Origin of the sequence: Rudanella paleaurantiibacter (genome assembly GCF_009184635.1) — a bacterium.
Taxonomy (GTDB): domain Bacteria; phylum Bacteroidota; class Bacteroidia; order Cytophagales; family Spirosomataceae; genus Rudanella; species Rudanella paleaurantiibacter.
The window spans coordinates 48943-70004 of the sequence record NZ_WELI01000002.1; the positions used below are offsets into that span (position 1 = coordinate 48943).

At 55.6% G+C, this 21062-nt stretch carries 15 protein-coding genes; 4 read left to right on the forward strand and 11 right to left on the reverse strand.

Annotated features, from left to right (window positions below):
* Positions 1-215 precede the first annotated feature (215 nt).
* From F5984_RS05005 to F5984_RS05020, 4 genes are all read left to right on the forward strand, one after another.
* The gene (locus tag F5984_RS05005) at positions 216-1259 is read left to right on the forward strand and encodes a ribonucleoside-diphosphate reductase small subunit (RefSeq protein WP_152123207.1); all 1044 of its coding nucleotides are present in this window, start codon (positions 216-218) and stop codon (positions 1257-1259) included.
* Positions 1260-1465: 206 nt separating this feature from the next.
* Positions 1466-3517: an OPT family oligopeptide transporter gene (locus F5984_RS05010; RefSeq protein ID WP_152123208.1), complete on the forward strand. Its 2052-nt coding sequence runs from the start codon at positions 1466-1468 to the stop codon at positions 3515-3517.
* Positions 3518-3594: 77 nt separating this feature from the next.
* Positions 3595-4143 carry a hypothetical protein gene (locus tag F5984_RS05015; protein ID WP_152123209.1) on the forward strand — a complete coding sequence of 183 codons (549 nt, stop codon included), beginning with the start codon at positions 3595-3597 and terminating at the stop codon, positions 4141-4143.
* 89 nt (positions 4144-4232) lie between these two features.
* Positions 4233-8906 (forward strand): LamG-like jellyroll fold domain-containing protein, encoded by a 4674-nt coding sequence (locus tag F5984_RS05020; RefSeq protein WP_152123210.1) that lies wholly within the window; start codon positions 4233-4235, stop codon positions 8904-8906.
* Between the two features lie 60 nt (positions 8907-8966).
* Here F5984_RS05020 and F5984_RS05025 read toward each other — a convergent pair whose 3' ends face one another.
* The 11 genes from F5984_RS05025 to F5984_RS05075 all read right to left on the reverse strand — a co-directional run bounded on the left by F5984_RS05025 (position 8967) and on the right by F5984_RS05075 (position 20917).
* Positions 8967-9437, reverse strand: a complete 471-nt coding sequence (locus tag F5984_RS05025) for a DUF1801 domain-containing protein (RefSeq protein ID WP_152123211.1) — start codon at positions 9435-9437, stop codon at positions 8967-8969.
* 123 nt (positions 9438-9560) lie between these two features.
* Positions 9561-10799 (reverse strand): alkaline phosphatase family protein, encoded by a 1239-nt coding sequence (locus tag F5984_RS05030; RefSeq protein WP_394367394.1) that lies wholly within the window; start codon positions 10797-10799, stop codon positions 9561-9563.
* A gap of 58 nt (positions 10800-10857) precedes the next feature.
* Positions 10858-11976, reverse strand: a complete 1119-nt coding sequence (locus F5984_RS05035) for a vWA domain-containing protein (RefSeq protein ID WP_152123212.1) — start codon at positions 11974-11976, stop codon at positions 10858-10860.
* A gap of 7 nt (positions 11977-11983) precedes the next feature.
* Positions 11984-12910: an AAA family ATPase gene (locus F5984_RS05040; RefSeq protein ID WP_152123213.1), complete on the reverse strand. Its 927-nt coding sequence runs from the start codon at positions 12908-12910 to the stop codon at positions 11984-11986.
* 63 nt (positions 12911-12973) lie between these two features.
* Positions 12974-13918 (reverse strand): heme-dependent oxidative N-demethylase family protein, encoded by a 945-nt coding sequence (locus F5984_RS05045; protein WP_185155425.1) that lies wholly within the window; start codon positions 13916-13918, stop codon positions 12974-12976.
* Between the two features lie 66 nt (positions 13919-13984).
* Positions 13985-14788, reverse strand: a complete 804-nt coding sequence (locus F5984_RS05050; protein WP_152123214.1) for an FAD binding domain-containing protein — start codon at positions 14786-14788, stop codon at positions 13985-13987.
* 107 nt (positions 14789-14895) lie between these two features.
* Positions 14896-17268 (reverse strand): xanthine dehydrogenase family protein molybdopterin-binding subunit, encoded by a 2373-nt coding sequence (locus F5984_RS05055; RefSeq protein WP_152123215.1) that lies wholly within the window; start codon positions 17266-17268, stop codon positions 14896-14898.
* A 110-nt stretch (positions 17269-17378) separates the two neighbouring features.
* A complete protein-coding gene (locus F5984_RS05060; protein WP_152123216.1) occupies positions 17379-17948 on the reverse strand; it encodes a (2Fe-2S)-binding protein in 570 nt (189 codons plus the stop codon).
* A gap of 86 nt (positions 17949-18034) precedes the next feature.
* On the reverse strand, positions 18035-18457 hold the full coding sequence (locus tag F5984_RS05065) for a CoxG family protein (protein ID WP_246168837.1): 423 nt from the start codon (positions 18455-18457) through the stop codon (positions 18035-18037).
* 208 nt (positions 18458-18665) lie between these two features.
* Positions 18666-19805 (reverse strand): cysteine desulfurase family protein, encoded by a 1140-nt coding sequence (locus F5984_RS05070; protein ID WP_185155426.1) that lies wholly within the window; start codon positions 19803-19805, stop codon positions 18666-18668.
* Between the two features lie 2 nt (positions 19806-19807).
* Positions 19808-20917 carry an XdhC family protein gene (locus F5984_RS05075; RefSeq protein ID WP_152123218.1) on the reverse strand — a complete coding sequence of 370 codons (1110 nt, stop codon included), beginning with the start codon at positions 20915-20917 and terminating at the stop codon, positions 19808-19810.
* Positions 20918-21062 lie beyond the last annotated feature (145 nt).

Consider the following 21062-nt stretch of genomic DNA (forward strand, 5'->3'; position numbering starts at 1 on the left):
CTATTCTAAGAGGTACCCCTCTATCAAAAAAGGCAATTGCCTGATTCCGTTCGGGTTAGTAAAATGGGGTTCTGCACACCCACATAAAGTAAAGTTTTTGCGGGTTGATCGTCTTCCCGAAACGGTTAACTTTGGGAACAATACGACTTGAACAGGAACTTCCGGCTACCCGCCGGTTACCTTATTCATCACGCCTTAAAACGATATACGCCCCCATGGCAGAGTTAACCGCAATTGAGCCAATTTTAGAAGAAGACAAGGGCCGCTTTGTACTTTTTCCGATCAAACACTGGGACATTTGGGAGTTTTACAAAACCCACGAGGCTTCATTCTGGACCGCTGAGGAAATCGACCTTGGTCAGGATCTGAAAGACTGGGCTAATCTTAACGACAACGAACGCCATTTTATCTCACACGTACTGGCCTTTTTTGCCGCCAGCGACGGAATCGTGAACGAAAACCTGGCCGTTAACTTCCTGTCGGAGGTGCAGTATGCCGAAGCCAAGTGTTTCTACGGTTTCCAGATCATGATGGAGAACATCCACTCGGAAACCTACTCCCTGCTGATCGACACGTACATTAAGGATGCTGCGGAGAAAGACCGGTTGCTCAACGCCATCGATACGATTCCGTGCGTGCAGAAAAAGGCCGAGTGGGCACTGCGCTGGATCAGCAACGGTTCGTTTGCGGAGCGGATTATTGCCTTCGCAGCTGTAGAAGGTATTTTCTTCTCGGGTTCATTCTGCTCGATTTTCTGGCTCAAGAAGCGGGGCCTCATGCCGGGTCTGTCGTTCTCCAACGAGCTTATCTCGCGCGACGAAGGCTTACACCGCGATTTTGCCTGTCTGCTTTATACAGACCACATTCAGCACAAACTGCCCGAAGAGCAGGTGTACACCATCATTAAGGATGCCGTCGCGATTGAGCAGGAATTCGTAACCGATGCACTGCCGGTATCGTTGATCGGTATGAACGCCGACCTGATGAATCAGTACATCGAGTTTGTCGCCGATCACCTGCTGGTTTCGCTTGGGCTGCGCAAGGTGTACAACGTATCGAATCCGTTCGATTTCATGGATATGATTTCGCTGCAAGGCAAAACTAACTTCTTCGAGAAGCGGGTTGGCGAATATCAGCGGGGCGAGGTAATGGCTAAATTCCGGGCCATGAAAGCCAAGGCGACTCAACCCGAAGCTGGCGAAGCCGCCCCGGTTGAAGTAGTTGAAGAAAAGAAATTCTCTATGGAAGAAGATTTTTAAGTGGCTTGCTCGACCCCAATAGCATCGAATTAGCCATTGCTTGATATCACCTAAACCCTTGTGGGCCGAAGCCAATCTGGCTTCGGCTTCTTTTATGCCTTTACAGGCAAAATCTGTTTGGATAGTGCAGCTCGGCCCACCGACGGAAAACCCCGAAAAACGTATAACTTGCCCTCAGCAAGTCATTTACCCTTATCCTCTCGTGTATGTCCGACTTTAAACCCTTTATCTCCGATAACGAATCACCGGCTGAGTTTACGCTCAAAGCCATTATCACAGGTGCCCTTTTTGGCGTCTTGTTCGGGGCCGCCACCGTTTATCTGTCGCTCAAAGCCGGTTTGTCGGTATCGGCTTCGATTCCGATTGCCGTGCTGGCCATTTCGTTTGGCCGCCGGTTTCTGAACACGACGATTCTCGAAAACAACATTATCCAGACCACCGGCTCAGCGGGCGAGAGTATTGCCTCCGGAGTGGTATTTACCCTGCCGGGCTTTCTGTTTCTAACCGGGGGCGTAGGAGCCGATTTTTTTAATTACTGGACCATTCTGACCCTGGCCATCCTGGGCGGCCTGGTTGGTACATTAATGATGATTCCGCTCCGCCGGTCGCTCATTGTGCAGGAACATGGTACCCTTCCCTACCCCGAGGGCACGGCTTGCGCGTCGGTACTGATAGCGGGCGAGCGCGGGGGCGACTTTGCCAAAACGGCCTATCAGGGTCTGGGCATAGCTCTGGTGTATGCCTTGCTGCAAAAAGTACTGCACCTGATTGCCGAAGTACCCGTATGGGCGACCAAACAGACCAACCGCTATTTCCCGTCGGCGCAGGTCTCGGGCGAAATCACCCCCGAATACCTCGGCGTGGGGTACATTATCGGCTTCCGCATTTCGGCCGTACTGGTGGGCGGGGGTATTCTGGCCTGGCTGGGTCTTATTCCGCTGCTGGCATCGCTGGTGCCGGGCGAAGTCATTGCCGCACAACTCATCAAGCTGGGTTACCTCACCGATCTGCAAACGGCGGGCGGGCCCGGCGGGTGGAATCCGCAAACCAAAACCTTTACCGATACGGCCGCGGCTATTTACCGGGCCTACATCCGGCAGATTGGAGCCGGGGCCGTAACCGCCGGCGGGTTCATGACCCTTATCAAAACCATCCCAACCATTATTTCGTCGTTTCGGTCCAGCTTCGGTGGGGGTACTTCCCTTGCTTTAGGGACAGGGGAAGGGGGCACCCGCCGAACTGAGCAGGATTTAAGCATCAAAATCGTGGTGTTCGGAAGCCTCGCTCTGGTGGCCCTGATGCTCATTTTACCCCAGATCCCCGGCGATTCGCTGCTGACCAAGCTGCTCATCGGCGTACTGGTAGTGGTGTTCGGCTTCTTTTTTGTGACCGTAGCCAGCCGAATTGTTGGCTTAATCGGGTCGTCGTCGTCGCCGGTTTCGGGCATGACCATTGCCACCATCATGGGCACCTCACTTGTTTTCATTGCCTTCGGGCTCACGGGACAAGCCTACGAGCCCGCCGTACTCGTAGTGGGGGGTATGATCTGCGTGGCGGCTGCTACGGCCGGGGCCACCTCTCAGGACCTTAAAACAGGGTACATTGTCGGGGCAACACCCAAGTATCAGCAAATAGCCCTGTTTATCGGGGTTATTGTTTCGTCGCTGGTGATTGGAGCTACAGTTAAAGTCCTCGATACACCCACCCCCGATCTGGTGGCGCAGGGCATCAATCATGCTATTGGTTCCGACAAGTTTCCGGCCCCGCAAGGCACCCTGATGGCTACCCTCATCAAAGGATTGCTCTCGTTCAACCTCGACTGGCAGTTTGTGTTGGTGGGCGCGTTTTTGGCCTTTGTATTCGAGCTGGTTGGGGTGAGCGCCCTGGCTTTTGCGGTTGGTCTGTACCTGCCGCTCTCCACTACCCTCCCCATTTTTGCAGGTGGGCTTGTTAAGGCTTTCACCGACTGGAACAACCGGCGCCGGAACCAGGGCGCAGCAGATCATAACGACGAACCGGAAGACCTCGGTAAAGGCAACCTGTTTGCCACCGGCCTTGTAGCGGGTGGCGCCCTTGCGGGGGTGGCAGTAGCGCTGTTATCGGTCAACGAAACCGTGTATAATGTGCTGGCGGGCCTATCGCTCGAACCGGCGCTGGCCGAAACGCTCGGCGAAGGTGGCTATATGCTCTTGGGGGCGCTGGCTTTTGCAGGACTGGCCGTGGTGCTGGGCCGGGTTGCAGGTCAACGACACACCTAAACAGGCCAACAGAATCAGATGGGGCTGGTGCGTGGCACCAGCCCCTTTTATGGTATCGTCAAAAACTCCTTTCGGCTATGCTCCAGACTCTATCTGCTTTTTTGTACCGGACTGCCTCTCGCAAAACCCTTTGGCTGGCTACCCTGCTCTACCTCCCTTTTCCGACCTTATTTTTCAGGAATCTGGAAGAGAAAATGAATAAACTGGCCGGTCAGCCCATTGGTCCCATTGACCTTTTGTTTGGCTATAACCCCGACCGAATCATGCAGATGGTGGCCGCTTACGGACCCGAGGGACGCGCGATCTATGCTCAGGGGGAGCTAACCATCGATCTGATTTACCCGATTGTTTACACGTTTTTATTGGCTACGGTGCTATCTCTGCTTTTCCGAAAACGGCCGTATGCACCTTTCGCTCAGGTCAATTTGCTGCCCCTGAGTGTTCTGTTTTTTGACTTTTGCGAAAACGCCTGCATTGTGTACTTGCTCAAGAGCTACCCAGCTACCTCGCCGACCGTTGCTGCCCTGTGTTCAGTTCTGACAACCCTGAAATGGCTGGCTGCGGCTGCGGTGCTGGGCCTCATCGTCTATGGCGTCATTCGGCGGGCAACCGGACGCGGGCGATAACAGCCCGTTAGCTGGTCATCAGCTCCCAACCCGTTTGTTTCCCTATTACCACCGTACCTATTTATCAATAAAGTTCTCTACCATTTCCAATGATTGTTTTCATTCGGCTTATTGGTCGCAGCTACATCGCCCTGATGCTGCTGACGGCCCTGTCGGTTGGAGCTGCTATAGCTCAGGAACTCCCCCCTATCAAGTACACCAAGACCGATCACTCCACTACCGACTGGTATCTTGAAACGCTGAAGCCCACGCCCAACTACTACAAGGTCAGAAAGCTGTACGACGAATTTTTTAGTACGCATGGGTTAGAGAAAAGCCCTCAGCGAAATATTGTTTTGCGATGGCTCCAAGTATACCGCAATTACCTGAACGCCAACGGCGAAGTGGTCGTTGATGCCGTGCCTCCTACCGAAACGCAGGCGCTCATGCAGCGGAATACGCCCAAAGCCAATGCCCGGCAAGCCGGGGTTTCACCCTACCCGGCCTGGAATGATCAGGTGGGTACGTGGCGGATGATTGGGCCGTATCATGGCAAAGACAAGAGTTGCTACAACCAGCCGTACATGTCGGGCGGATTCAACGATCGGGTGTATATCAACCCCTACAACACCCAGAATCTGTACGCTGGGCAATCGTACGGGGGGCTATGGGTAAGTCAGGATCAGGGCGCGACCTGGAAACTGACCGATGCCGAGTTTCCGAATGGGAAAAACACCTACGCCAACCGCGATGTGTATTACGGCGACATCAAAGCTTCCAGAGCAAATCCTAACCTCGTGTTTGCGGCCACCGAAGCGGGTCTGCTCAAATCGACCAATGCAGGCAATAGTTGGTCGCTGGTGAGTGGGCTGAACTACGTAGAGAAACCCACCGAACGGGCGTATTTCGTAGCCCCCTCAAACCACGACACCAACCTGTTGCTGGCCAGTTACGGGCAAAAAATCTACCGAACAACCGACGGTGGAGCAACCTGGGCAATCGTATTTAACAACGCAACGGGCGGGTCGAACTATAGCCAGAACCAGCATTCTACCAATGGCTTGTATGGTCGTAAATACAACTTTGCGGGCCTGAGTTTTCACCCCACCAACAACAATGTGGTATATCTGGCCGCCCGCGAAGCCACCACCAACCGCATCACGGTGCAGGTTTCCACCGACTTTGGTCAAACCTGGTCGGTGCTGATTCCGGGGAGCCGGGTGGTGAATGGCGTCACCCAGACCACTACCAACGGACCGGTAAAAATGGAGATTTCACCCGCGGCCCCCGACAAAATCTATCTGTTCAACCTGTTTCAGGATTTGAGTTCAAGCACCACCATTGGCGCCACCAAAGACATAGTCAAATACAACACAAACGGCGATCTGGTCCAGGCCATTCCCTACCCGGTGACGGGGCATCTGCTCGACGATTGTACGGTATCGCAAACCGACTCAACGGTGCTGTATCTGGGTGGCTATGCGTCGGGCGAGGTGCATAAATCGACCAACGGTGGGTTGACTTTTTTCACCAACAACCCCGGTTACACGAGTTGCGTCAACTACGTACACGCCGACGTGCGCTGCCTGTCGAGTGTGGGCAACCTGCTGCTGATTGCTTCGGACGGGGGTAATCACATCTCCAAAGACGGTATGGCCACCATTCAGCCCACGGGCGAATGGATCAGTGCTATTGATCTGTGGGGCTTTAGTGCGGCTTTTAAGGGTGATGTGGTAGCCTCCGGCGACGATCACGGCCCTACGGAAGTGCGCTGGTTCGACGGGGATCAGGGTTGGGAACACGACGGTGGAGCCGACTCAAAAGACCTGACCATTAACCCTGTACAGCCTCGCTGGATTTACGCGATGGACGTGTACCGGAAATACTGGATGGTGACCAAAGAAGCCGCCTTCGACAAATCGTACCCCATCGACAACAACTCAATTTCGTCGCTCAAGTACCATGCCGTTCACCCCAATATTTACGGTAAGTCGTACCCTTTCAAAGACAACAAACTGCTGGTTTCCAACGACAATATGGCCTCGCTGGCAGGCACGCTTTACACGTTCCCCGAAAACATCACGCGGGTGAAACAACCGCTACGAAACCCGTCTGTTTTCTTCGTACTGACCAACAACAAAGACGTTTACAAAAGCACCGACGGAGCCGCTACCTTCACCAAACTGACGCCCGGCACAACCATTACCGGCGGCCGAACCAACATTTCCGATATTGAAGTTAGCCAGGACGGCTCGGTGGTATGGCTGAGCTACGGGCAGGTGCAAACCACCTGCAAAGTCGTCAAATCGACCGATGGCGGAACCACCTGGACCAACTACAGCACGGGTTTACCCTCGCCTGCTGCCTCTAACATCACTATGCAGCGGGGCACCAATGGTGGGGTGTACGTAAGCACCGATGGCGGAGGTGTGTGGTACCGAGACAACAGCATGAGCGCGTGGGCCATGCTGGGTACGGGCTTGCCCATGCTGGGATACGTTACGTCGGCCTATGTGGTACCAGACAAAAAAGCCTACCGCATGGGTACGTCGAGAGGGGCGTTTGAGCATGAACTGGCGTTTTCGTCAGCCGCCGACGCGCTCATTGCCGTTGACAAAAACACCGCCGGTACGTGCCGCGATACGCTTTATTTCCGGGATTACTCGGCCTACGAAGGCACAACTGATACTCGGTTCGCCTGGACATTTGAAGGAGGCACACCCGCTACCTCAACCGCCGAAAACCCAAAAGTGGTGTACGCTAACCCCGGCACGTATGACGTATCGCTCACCGTGACCGATGCCAACGGTGTTAGCTCAACCCACACGCTGACCGACTTTATTTCGGTGACAGCGGCTTATTGTGGCCCCGACACTCTACGCGGCAAAGCAATGCAGATTACCGCGCAGAACAGCTACGTACAGGGCCCCGTTCCGAACGTGGCCAACACCAACACGTACACCATGATGGCCTGGGTGAAACTAAACGGCGCCCAGGTCGACTACGCGGGTATGCTCTCGCTGAGCACAACCACCGGCTTGGTCCACCTGAACCTTCGGGATGTGAACCCCGACAGTACACAGCTTGGGTATCATCATCCTAATGGGCAGTGGTGGTACAACTCAGGGCTTTACCTGAAACCCAACGTCTGGGCACACATAGCCCTGGTAGTACAACCCAATGCTATTTCGGTGCTGAAAGACGGGGTTCGGGCTACACACACAAACCGAACCGTAGTACCGGCTTCGTTTGTCGGTAATGTAACCATCGGTACAATGGCCGGGGGCCCCGAGTGGTACCGGACATTTATTGGCGACATCGACGAGGTAGCCATCTACAAACGCGCTCTGACCGACGATGAAATCAGGCGAATGATGCACCTGACAAAAAATAACCCGCAATACCCCGTTCAGGCCGACCCTGATCTGATGAGCTATTATCAGTTCAACGAATCGGGTACACTGATCTTCGACCGGGTTGGCACACGCGATGCCAGTTTTGTGGGCGGTGCCGTAAGCCGGATCGAATCGACGGGGCCGTTTAGCGGGGGGCTTAGCGAGACGATGGCCTCGGTTGCATCGGCGGGTCCCAAATCCTTTACGGGCGCCGGGCTGACGCTCAACCTGCCCGCTTCGGGTACGTATGCGGCCGGTGCCGTTACGGCCTACCGACTGCTCGAAAAACCGTATCTGCCGCCTTCGGCTTCGGTAGCGGGGAATTATTGGATCGTCCGCAACTGGGGCACCAGCAAAACGTTCTCACCCCTGGTTTCGCTCATCGTCAATGGTATGCCCATTGCCCCATCTGACCTCGATACGCCCGGCAGTCAGCGGCTGTATGCGCGCCCGCAGAACAGCCACCTAACCAACTGGTTTCTGAGCGACGTACCCGCCAGCGCGGTTACGGGCTCGCCAACAGGCAGTGTGCAGTTTCCCGGCAGTGGCCTTACCACCTTTGGCCAACTGGTGCTGACACGCACGGATGCCCCCGCCCTGATTGCCACCACGCCCGTCAACGCGGCTACTGGCGTTTCGCCCGCCACCAGTCTGACACTCGTGTTTGACCAGTCGGTTACAAAGGGTACCGGCAATCTGCTACTGGTGCGTACCTCAGACAACACAACGGTAGAAACGATTGCGGTAAGCAGTTCGCAGGTATCGGGCACGGCTACAATCTGGGTGGTTACGCCCGCTCAGCCACTTTCGGCCAACACAGGCTATGCACTCCGGGCCGACGCTGGTACATTCAGCAACAGTTCAGGGGGGCAATTTCCGGGCCTGCTTACCAACGCGCCGTTTAGCTTTACCACCGGCTGCGGCTCGTACAGCGTGGCGCTATCGGCCAGCCCCGGCACTACCCTTACCTGCGCCCAAACCAGCCTAACCCTGACGGCCAACGAAACGGGCGCGGGCGCAACCAGCAGCTACGTATTTGCCGGGCCGGGCGTGGTGAGCCAAAGCCCAGCGTCGAGCTCGGTGGTGGTCAGTACGGCCGGTACGTATTCGGTTACAGCAACCAGCAACGGCTGCTCAGCTACCGGTACGATAACGATTAGCTCAAATACCGCCAACTGCGGAGGCACAGTCAGCAGCGTCAAACACGGCTTGTGGTCAGACCCGGCCACCTGGTTGGAGGGGCGGGTACCAACAGCCGCCGATGCGGTCACGATTACGCATACCGTAACCGTCTCGGCCAATTACACCGGCAACGCCCTACGCCTGATTATTAACCCACCCGGCAAGGTGATCTACATTGCCAATGGCAAGATCAGGTTGGGAGAATAAGGGGAGCCAGGGAATTGGGGAAACGGTGTGGGTTCCAGCGTCCCGCACTCCCCCAATTCCCTATTTGTCTGACTTTATGGCCTTTCGCTGCTGTTCGTAGATCGTTATCCAGCCTTCGGGGGTCAACTTGGCAGCGAGTTCGGCCAGGAGCGTGTACGGAATCTGGTCTGGCTTTTTGAAGCGGATACACCCTTTGCCCATATCGAGTCTGGTTTTGCTGTGTTTCGGATATTCTCCGACAAACCAGTCGAGCAGGGCTTGGTCGAGGAACAGGCCAACGTGATGCAAGACCACGTAATTCTTCTGCGAACCCACATTGATGAACGGTAGCGGTAGTTTCGGGTTAGTGTGGTAACCGGCCGGGTAAAGCGCGTGGGGAACCACGTACCCGATCATTCCGTAGCTCATTTCCTCGGAAAAGCCAGCGGGTAAGTGCTGCCGAAGAACGTCGCAAAGCTGGTTGATAGCTGCCTTCCTGTCGTCGGGTAGCGAGTCGATGTAGTCGTTCACGGTTTTGCTAGTTGATTGCATCGTGATTAGGGTTTCTGAGGTTTATCGACACAAGCATACGAACCGAAGAGCGTAACCTTTTTCCGTTGTACAGACTCCTCAATAAAAATAGGACTTCCGCCACCCACCCGCGCTACGAGTACGTTATTTCAGCACAATCCAGCGGTTAACGGAGTTGGCAGGGCCTTGTAGCCAGATTTTGTAAAACGACGAAGGGCGCTTTTCCAGCGAAAACACGGCCTGCTCCTGCCCTAATGGTACCTTGCCGAGCAATTGGTAGCGATCTGTACCGCCGGTTTCAAACGCATTGGTTGTCGATACCCAGACTTTAACGCGGCCCGTTTGTGAAAACGATTTCCAGCTAAGATGCAGGTTCTTGCCCTGTAGCTTTGCCTGAGGTTGGGCTAGTGAAACGGGGCCGGTGAGCGGCACTCCATCGATTTCGCGCTCCACCTCGGCGGGGATTCGGAGTAACATGTGCCGGGCAATGGTTGGCATCAGGTCCACAATACCCGGCAGATGTTGTTTCCCGTAGGCGTTCAGATCGGGCTTGTTAGCTACGATCCAGGTCTGTCGTTCGCGATCCGACTGCCCACCGTGGTTGTGTCCTGTTTTGGCGTCGCGGCCGTGGTCGGTTGTAATCACCAGCAGCCAATCTTCAGCAAACTGCTGTTGCCGTTGTTGCAGGGCCCGGCTCAATCGGCCAACCTGAGCGTCCATCTTTTCAACAGCGGCATACATCTGCGGGCTATCGCCGTAGCGGTGTCCCATATCGTCGGTGTATTCCAGATATACCCATGAGAGATCCGGGGCCTGTTTGCTCAGGCAAGCCACGGCTTCGTCGACCACCCGGTCGTCAATCCGGCTCATGTACGCTTTCTCCCTATCGTGTGGGAAAGCAACGGTATCCAGCTCATAGCCATCAGCGTGGAAATCGACGCGCACGTTTCCGGTTTGGGGCAGGCCCTCGCCAACGAGCTTGGTGCGGTTGTCGAGCCAGCTCGAAAAAACGGCTGTTTTTCGGTCGGGATACTGGCTTTTCAGCAGTCGGAAGAGGGTTGGATACTGGTAGTTGGGGTCTTTGATGTCGTTGTCCCAAACGTTGTGTTTGTTTACCCAGGTACCAGTCAGGAGGCTATTGTACCCAACCGCCGAGATCGTGGGCGTTTGCGAGTACGTTCCTTTCTGGCCACCCACATACGCTTGTTTGTAAAACCCGACCCGGCTTAGGCTATCCAGATGCGGGGTGTTTGCCTTTTCCAGTACATCGGCCGGGATTCCATCCACAATAACAAACACCGTTTTGGGCGTGCGTGTCTGTGCCACCGCAGGCGCCAGAAAAACGAGGGTCAGCAGCAAGAAAAAGCTCGTACGTTTCACAATGAATACAGGTAGATTTCTAGACAAAAGTAGCCGTAAACGCACGCTGTAGATACCACCCCTACAGCCAGGCATCGAGCGCGCGCAGGCTCTCTACGTTGTGCACCGGTGCAAACCCGTCGAGCAGCGGCAAGGCAGCCTGCATACCCGCTACGTTGGGTTGGAAAGAAGGATTACCCGCCAGCGGATTGAGCCAGACAATTTTCCGGGCTTTCTGCTTGATCCGGGTCAGGCTCTCGGTAAGCACATCGACATCGCCCGTGTCCCAGCCATCGCTCAGGATAATTACGAGTGTATGCCGATCCACCAGATTCAGGTACTCATCGGCAAACTGCTGCAACGAAGCCCCGATCCGGGTGCCGCCCCCCCAGCCCGAAACCGAATCGGAGAGCTCGCTCAGGGCTTCGGCGAAGGGCCGGTTGCGTAAAGCTGGGGTAATCCGGTGGAGGCTCGTGCTGAATACAAACGTTTCAATACGCCGGTACACGGTCTGAAATGCGTATAAAAACTGAATCAGAAACGTACTGTAGAGGTCCATCGACTGACTCACGTCGGCCAGTATTACCACATTGAGGTGGTTTTTACGGGGTCGTCGGTAGGCTACTTCGAGTAACTCGCCCCCGCGCCGGAGATTTTTACGCAACGTTTGGGGCAAGTCGAACTGCCGGGCTGCTGATGTTTTGCGGTATCGTCGGTTGGCCCGTCGGGCCATTGTGAGCGACAGTTCCCGAATGCGCTGCATCACCTCGGCCAAATCGTCGGCAGCAATGACCGAAAAATCTTTCTGGCTTAGGTTTTCCTGCACCGAATAGGTGGTCAGTTCGGTTTCTTCAGAAGGTTTATTGCCGTACAGCCACGACTTTAGCTGGTTGAAATCAGGGCCGGGCTTTGGCTTCTGCCGTTGTTTCTTGGGGTCGTCTTTGATTTTCGAGTCAACGGCCTTTTCGAGTTCTTTCCAGTATTGCCGAAACAACCGGTCAAACGGCTCCAGATCCTGCACGCGCCGGCAAAGCACGGTACGCAAGGCCAGCCAGAAAGCGTCGCGGTCGGCCAGGTCAACCTGCCCCAGCGCCTGTAGGGCTGTGCTCTCTTCGTCGGGGCCAATGGCCATTCCGTTCTCCCGCAGAAACCGGCAAAACGCAACGATATTATGCGAAAGGGTGGTTCGGCGCGTAATCATGGCGGGCTCAGAGGGTATCCCATTTCGAAATAACGCCCGCTTTTTCGTACAGCTCGCTCAACGACAACTGCACGTGCCGAACGTCTTTCCAATCTTTCAGAATCACACCGAGGGTTTGCTCCACCAGGTCTTTGTCGAGGTGATCGAGGTGCAGGGCCGCCAGGGCCGTTGCCCAATCGAGGGTTTCGGCAATACCGGGCGTTTTTTCGAGCCGAAGCTGACGAAGAGCCTGCATAAACGAGCTGATCTGTTTGGCCAGTCGGCTGTCGATCTGCGGCACCTTTTCGAGTACAATAGCCAGCTCTTTGTCGTAATCGGGGTAGTCGATCCAAAGGTACAGGCACCGTCGGCGGAGGGCTTCTGAAAGCTCACGAACGCGGTTGCCCGTGACCACCACATACGGAATATGGGTGGCTTGAATGGTGCCAATTTCAGGAATGGTAATCTGCCAGTCGGATAGTACTTCGAGCAGGAAGCTTTCAAACTCCTCGTCGGCCCGGTCTACCTCATCGATAAGCAAAACCGGCGGGCGGTGATGCGTAATAGCCTGCAATAAAGGGCGTTTGAGTAGAAACTTGTCGGAGAAAAGCGTTTCTTCCTGTGCCTGTATGGCCTCGACCGAGGGGATTTCGGTCGTTTGGCCGCCCGTTACTTCCAGCACTTTCAGGTGCAGTAACTGCCGCTGGTAATTCCACTCGTACAGGGCGTGATTAGCGTCGAGCCCTTCGTAGCACTGCAACCGGATCAGGTCAGTATTCAGGGCGCGGGCCATCACCTTGGCAATCTCGGTTTTACCAACACCAGCCGGCCCTTCAATGAGTAACGGTTTTCTCAGTTGCATGGCCAGAAACACCGACATCACCACCTGTGGATCGGTTTGGTAGCCCTGAGCCTGTAAGAGTGTCTGAATGGATTCGCGGGTATGTTGAGGCATAAAAGCACACAGATTAAGTTGGTATGTTGGGGTATGGAGAGAACCGTTTGGGGTCCGTGCAATTTACCCCATAGGAATTTTCGGTCGGCCATCACGCTCCAAAAAACGAATCAGCGGCTCCAGAAACGGCGAAATCCCCTTGTAGTCGAGCATGGCGGGCGGGGTAGTGTTCAGGACATTCAACAGCCGCCGGGCGGCATCGGGTCGTTCAGACAGTTCATCAGCAAGCCGGTTCTGATAGGTATGAATGCCAAACAGAATACTCCCCGAACGCGGTAGCCGGGTAAGCGTTTGTCGCTCAATACGAATAAACAGCTGGTCACCAACCGTTTCGGGCGTCAACGCGGGTAACAGTTGCTGTAACTGACCATTCAGATCGGGCATCCGCCGACTACTCATATCAAGCTGATTACTCGCTTTGATACTCCAGTTAAGCCGCCAAACCGTGCGACCAGCCGGCAGCCGCTGCATCAACTGCCCGGCCGCCTGCATCATGGGCGTCACAATCGGGTTGATAGGCGCGTGAATTTCCCAGAAAGGCAACCCCAGTTTTTCGTCGAGGCACCAGCCATTGCCAAAGCACAACTGACCCGCCACAAGCCGGACATCTTGGCCCGAAAGCAGCAATAGGTCTTCCTGTACCTGTTGGCCTATCCAATCAATCGGGAACGTTGGTAGCGACCCCTCCTCATGGGACCTGATGGCCGTGGCTTCGCCTAAAATCCGATTACTCCATAACCACTGCCCAGCCTGCTGGCTGAACGAGAATGAATCGGGGTAGTACCGCGCCATCTGTTGCATGATCAGCTCGGCGGCTTCCCACTGCGCCAATTCGGAGCCGGGCAAGGCTTGCGCATAGTAACCGGGAACCGCAACCAGCAACTGCCGTTTCAGGGCAATTTCGGCTCGATACTGGGTATCTACTTCCAGCAGCGGCTCGGTCGGGCCGAGTGGAGCCGTCCCCATTTTATCATTGAACCGGTCGCCAAAAGGGAAGTAAGGAAGCATACAGATAAAACGAAGAACACGGATAAAACCGACCATGCCGGCTTTATCCGTGTTCTTCAACAAGCATTAAGCAACGGCGTTGAGGGCGCGCTTTAGAAATACATTGGCCAAATGCCGCCGGTATTCCTCCGACGCGTAATGGTCCGACATCACCGATACACCCGATGCCACCGAGGTAGCCGATTGGCCGCTGTTCAGTTGTTCTTCAACGGCGGTATCACGGAACGGCGTGTCAGAAACGCCCGAAAACGCAACCCGCACCTTTCCGTCGGCTGATTTCACAACGGCACACCCCACAATTGCGTAGCGCGAGGCCGGTTGCGAAAACTTCTGGTAGGTCATCCGGGCACCGTTCTCAACCGGCACCCGCACCTCGGTAATCAGTTCGTCGGCAGCCAGAGCCGTCTCGAACATACTCGTGAAAAAGTCGGTGGCTTTGATCGAGCGACTCCCCGATGGACCTTCTACCACAATGGTGGCATCAGCGGCCAAAACCATAGCGGGCCAGTCGGCCGAGGGGTCGGCGTGGGCAAGCGACCCGCCAATGGTACCCCGGTTGCGCACGGCCGGGTCGCCAATATGGCCGGCACCTTCGGCAAACATGGGTACATGCTGCTGCACCAGCCCCGACGATGCAATGTCGCCGTGGGTACTGCCTGCCCCAATGACCAGTTCGTTTCCGTCAAGCCGAATACCTTTCAGTTCGGCAATACGGCCCACATCGACAAGCGCATCGGGCGCATTCAAACGCAATTTCATCGACGGAATCAGACTGTGGCCACCCGACAGGGCTTTACCACCTTCGGCCAGCAGGGCAACGGCCTCGGAAATGCTACCGGCTCTTTTATATTGAAAAGGGTATGTTATCATATTGAAAGAGTTTACAGTTTTCGGTTCACAGTTTTCAGTTCGGCTGCTCTGCCAGGCTTTCCAGCAGGCAAACTGTAAACTGAAAACTGTAAACCGAAAACTTCTTTTTAGTTCATAGCTCGCCAAACGCGTTCAGGGGTGAGGGGCATCAGGATATCCTTCACCTGATGGCCTCCGCTCCAGAGGGCGTCGATAACAGCATTGACTACGGCGGGCGTCGACCCGATGGCCCCGGCCTCACCGGCCCCTTTCACACCCAGCGGGTTGTGTGGGCACGGCGTTGTTTGGTTAGCCGTTTCGAACATAGGCAGGTCATCGGCACGGGGCATACAGTAATCCATGTACGAGCCGTTGGTCAGCTGCGCGTTCTCGTCGTAAATGGTGCCTTCGAGCAGCGCCTGCCCGATTCCCTGTGCCAAACCGCCGTGAATTTGCCCCTCTACAATCATGGGGTTGATAATGTTCCCCACATCGTCTACGGCAATCATGCGCTTCAGCGTCACCTTACCGGTTTCCTTGTCTACCTCCACTACAGCGATGTGGCACCCAAACGGATAGGTGAAGTTGGCCGGGTCGTAGAAGCTCGAGAAGTCGAGACCCGGTTCAAGGCCTGCAGGATACACGTGCGGCACATAGGCCGTCAGGGCCACGTCGCCAAAACCAATCGACTTATCGGTGCCTTTCACGGTCCATTTCCCGTTGCCGTATTCGAGGTCGCCCTCAGCGCACTCGAGTTTGTGAGCCGCAATTTTAGCCCCTTTCTCCAGTACTTTGTCGATACTCTTCATGATGGCCGACCCCCCAACTGCCAGCGAACGCGAGCCGTAGGTACCCATACCAAAGGCAACGGTATCGGAGTCACCGTGTACCAGTTCAACATCTTCCATCGGGATGCCCAGTTTGTCGGCAACCACCTGCACAAACGTGGTCTCGTGGCCCTGTCCGTGCGAGTGTGAACCCGTAAACACGCTTACCTTACCCGTGGGCTGTACGCGTACCTGTGCCGACTCGTACAAGCCAGCGCGAGCACCCAGTGCTCCCACTACTGCCGATGGTGCAATACCGCAGGCTTCGATGTAGGTAGAGATACCCACACCCAACAGTTTGTTCGACTGGGCGGCTTCTTTCTGGGCTTGCCGGAAATCGTCGTAGCCGAGCATTTCAAGGCCTTTTTCCAGCACCGGATGGTAGTTACCCGAGTCGTATTGCAGGGCCACCTGCGTCTGATAGCCGGGTTGCGTTACGCCATCGAACGGCGGAATAAAGTTCTGGAACCGGAGCTGAGCGGGGTCTTTACCCATTTCGAGGGCCGCCAAATCAATAAGCCGTTCGAGCAGGTAGGTAGCCTCCGGCCGACCGGCTCCCCGGTACGCATCAACCGCTACGGTGTGGGTAAACACACACGTCATGTCGATGTTGATTTTTGGCGTGGTGTACACACCCTGCAACAGCGTACCGTGCAGGTAGGTAGGCACGGCCGGGGCAAACGTGGACAGATAAGCGCCCATGTTGGCAATGGTCTTTATCCGCAGACCCGTAATGTTCCCATCGGCATCAAAGCCCATTTCGGCTTTGGTCACGTGGTCGCGGCCGTGGGCGTCCATCAGGAAAGCCTCCGAGCGGTCGGATGTCCATTTTACGGGTTGCCCCAGTTGCTTCGACGCCCAGGTTACCAGAGCCTCTTCGGTATAGTGATAGATTTTTGAGCCAAAACCACCTCCTACGTCGGGGCCAACCACGCGCACCTTATGTTCGGGAATACCGAGCACAAACGCGCACATCAGCAACCGGATCAGGTGCGGGTTCTGGGTTGACGTATACAGCGTGTACTTGTCCGATACCGTATCGTAATGCCCAATGTAGGCGCGCGGCTCCATAGCGTTGGGCACCACCCGCTGATTGACAAACTCCAGCGTAGTAACGTGGGCGGCACTTTCAATGGCGGCATCCACCTCTTCAACCGGGTTACCGAATGTCCAGTCGAAGGCCTTATTGTCCGGGTATTGATCGTGCACTTTGGGCGCACCGGGCTTCAGGGCATCGGCCGGGCTGGCAATGGCGGGGAGTTCCTCCCACTCCACCATTACGGCTTCGGCGGCATCGGTCGCAATGCTTTTTGTCTCGGCAATGATTACCGCAACCGGGTCGCCAACGTGCTTGGCGGTGTCGCCCGTAGCAATGAGCATCGGGTGCTTCGGTTCACGCATGGTTTCGCCGTTGCGGAAGTTCACCTGCCAGCCGCAGGGCACCCCGTTCAGCTCCTTCACGTCGTCGCCGGTAAAAACAGCCACTACGCCTTCCATCGCCAGGGCCTCGGTCGTGTCAATGCTCTGTACGCGGGCATGGGCGTAGGGGCTACGCACAAAGTGGGCATGGAGCATGCCCGGCAGATTAATATCGTCGGTATAACGGCCTTTTCCCGTCAGAAAACGCTTGTCCTCAAGTCGCTTGACCGACTGTCCAATGAATTTATTGCTCATGGTTCTGGTGGTTCATAGTTTACGGTTCATAGTTTTAAGTTAGTTGACGAACAGGCAAAACTGACGCATCAGCCAACCAAAAACTCTTAACCAAAAACCATAAACTCATTTTAGTGGGTTTCAACGACTTCACCAGTCGTTACATCATTGGTAAACAGGTGCTCATCGGCCACTACGGGCTCTTCCTGCTGATTTGGCTCAGGCTTGGTTGAGTGCGTAGCTGCCCACTGAATAGCCTTCACAATGTTGTGGTAGCCCGTACAACGACAGATGTTCCCTTCAAGGGCTTCGCGAATCTCGGCCTCCGAGGGGTTGGGGTTGTGCTTGAGCAGGTCGGCAGCCGTCATAATCATCCCCGGTGTGCAAAAACCGCACTGTAGCCCGTGGCATTCTTTGAAGCCCTCCTGAAGCGGGTGGAGTTGTGAGGTAGTTGGGCTATCCTGAATAGCCATACCTTCGATGGTCGTTACCGCGCAGCCATCGGCCTGAGCAGCCAGGAGGGTACACGATTTTACCGCTACACCATCGACATGAACCGTACAGGCTCCGCACGATGATGTATCGCAACCGACGTGGGTACCCGTCAGGTGCAGTTGGTCGCGGAGGTAGTGAACCAGCAAGGTACGGTCTTCAACCTCCGACTTACGGGTTTTCCCATTAACTGTGACTTGAATTTGCATAGGAAAAAGGGGTTATAGTTTGTGTGTCAAGTGCGTAAGGGCGGGGCATGCCCATTGGCAGGGCGGTTTCCCGGCGTTACCGTTGACTATGGATTCTCGTTGATGGCTTGTTCGAGGTTATCAAAAAACTGCCTGGTGAGGGTATTGGCGACCCCCGAAATAACCCGCTGCCCCGTGCGGGCCAACAACCCCGACAGCCGGGCGTTACCGTCGAATGACACCTCGGTTTGGGAATCGGTGATGGGCTTAAGCGAGATAGCCACGCTGGCGTCGGCATTACCAATTTTGCTGTTTTGCTTGACGTGCAGGGTGTAGCCCTCGTTCTCGCGGATGTCGGCCAATGATAAATCGCCGGAGAAAGAACCGCTCACGGGTCCTATTTTCACTTCGGCAATCGCCTTAAATTCGTTGTCGCCGGTTTTTTCGAGCCGCGAAACCGCCGGCACCACCTGCGCGAGGGTATCGGCATCCATCAACATGCCCCAGATTTTCGATACGGGCGCATTCAAAACATGTGAACCAGTTAGCTGCATAATATTGGATAACGGGTAGGAGCGACCTATTGCGTCGCCTATTAAAAGTATAATTATCTTACTATTTAATGCAATTTTCTGGAATGCTTTTTCTTAGAAGCGGAACTTGATAGAATCGTTCATAAATGTGAGAGAAAAAGCCAGCCCGACCGGCTATAGAGCGCGTGTAGCCCGGTAAGTCCGCTTATCGGCGAAGCTGCCCAACCACCTGTTTTACGTGCTCAACCGCCGTTTGAATATCGGCCTCGGTTGAGTGTCGCCCCAGGCTAAAGCGCACCGAACTGTAGGCCAATTCGTCGGGTAGGCCGAGGGCCTTGAGCACATGCGAGGGCTCGGTGGAGGCCGCATTGCAGGCTGATCCGTTGGAAACCGCAATTTCGTTGAGGCTCATCAGCAGCAACTCCCCATCAACGTCGGCAAAGCGGATGTTTGTGGTATTAGGCAGCCGTTGCGTGCGCGAGCCGTTGACGGCGCTACCGGGTACAGCCACCAGAATGTCGGTTTCGAGCCGGTCGCGCAGGGCCGAGAGCCGCGCGGCTTCGTCGTCCATACACGACTGGGCTAGCTGGGCAGCCCGCCCGAGGGCCACAATTCCCGGTACGTTGAGCGTTCCCGACCGGCGGCCCCGCTCATGCCGACCGCCATCCTGCTGGGCAATCAGGGCGGTTTTGTTACGCACCACCAGCGCCCCGATGCCTTTGGGAGCGTACAGCTTATGCCCCGACAAACTGAGCAAATCAATGGGGAGGTGGGCGAGGTCAATGGGTAGTTTACCCACAGCCTGCGTGGCATCGGTGTGGAAAAGTATGCCCCGCTCGCGGGTTAGGCGGGCAATGTCGGCAATGGGCTGGACAACGCCAATCTCGTTGTTAGCCAGCATTACCGAAACCAGCAGGGTGTTGGGTTGCAGGGCCTCGGCTACTTGTTCGGCTGTAATCAGGCCGTCAGTATTGGGGGTGAGGTAGGTGACTTCAGCACCCAGTTTTTCAAGATGGGCGCAGGTATCGAGCACGGCTTTGTGCTCGGTTTCTACGGTGATGAGGTGGTTGCCCCGGTGCCGATTGGCTTCAAACGCTCCTTTCAGAGCCAGATTAATCGACTCGGTGGCTCCGCTTGTGAAGGCAATTTCGTTGGCGGCTGCCCCCAGCAACCGGGCCAGTTGTTTGCGGGCTACATCAACGGCCTCCTCGGCTTTGAGGCCGAACACATGCGTGCGCGAGGCCGCATTACCAAAATGAACGTTGAAATACGGCAACATGGCGTTCAGCACCCGCTCGTCGACAGGGGTGGTAGCGTTGTAGTCCATGTAAACCGGGTAACGCATGATTAGTCTCGCTCGTGAATGGGGGCCTGCCGGAGCCGCAAGAATGAACCACTCCGGCCGGAGAGTACCGCCCTGATTTCGGCCACAATGGAGAGGGCAATTTCTTCGGGTGAGGTAGCCCCAATATCGAGCCCGATAGGCGCATGCATCCGGTCGGTTTCGGCAATGGGCGTACCTTCTTCGGCCAGCTCCGACAGCATTCGTTCGGTACGCACCCGGGGGCCCAGTACACCTACAAACGGCGCATCGGTAGCGAGTGCGCGGGGCAGGTTGGCTTTGTCAGTTTTGAAATCGTGCGCCATGAGCACAAAGGCCGTTTGGCCGTCTACCGAAATCGTGTCAAAATCGGCGGGAGCCACCAGCGCATTGGCAGCTCCAAACAGAGCCTGCGTCACCTTTTGCGGGTTGGCCACTACGGTCGACTGCCAGCCGAGTTCGTTCAGAATCCGGACAAGCGGGTACACGTCGTACTGTTGTCCAAGCAACACCACATGCGGAATGGGGGGCATCACCTCCACAAACAACTCAACCACCCGCCCATCGGCAAAAAGCACTTCAACCGGGGCCGATTTACCTTTCTGGATATACCGCTCAATCTTTTCGGTGGCACTGGCAATCGCAGTCTCGTCGGCCAGTTGGGCAAGGCTATCGGGGCCGTTGTACCGAAACATATCGCCCGTGCTCAGGCCATCTACCTCGTCGGAAGCCTGCGTAACCGTCAGCAACACGTGGGTTTGCCGGTTGGCAGTCAGGCAGCTTCGAAGCAGTTCAACTACTTTGGGCGCGTCGGCATCAATCGGCGAAATGAGCACATCGATAACCCCGTTGCACCCCAATCCAACGCCAATTTGATAGGCATCGTCCTGTGTGGTATCGTAGGTAATCAGGGTTGGTTTGGCCTGTGAAATAGCCAGCCGGGCCCGCTTGAGGGCGTCGCCTTCGAGGCACCCCCCGCTGATACCACCCACCCAGGTGCCGTTGTCCATAATGAGCATACGGGCGCCGGTTCGGCGGTACGACGACCCCTCGACCCGGACTACGGTGGCTAAAGCGGCTTTGGTTTCGGGGCTTTTGGCGTCGTAAGCGTTGATGATGGCTTTGATCTCTTTCATGGGTATGACAAGGCTACGGCCGTTGGTGTTGGCATGATGAACAGCCGCAAAAGAAATACATTTTTCGGGGTTTTTGTTTCCTCCTTCTAAGCCAAACCGGGTGATTTTTGTCAGGAAGCCGGCTGATTACCGGAATAAAATAGCC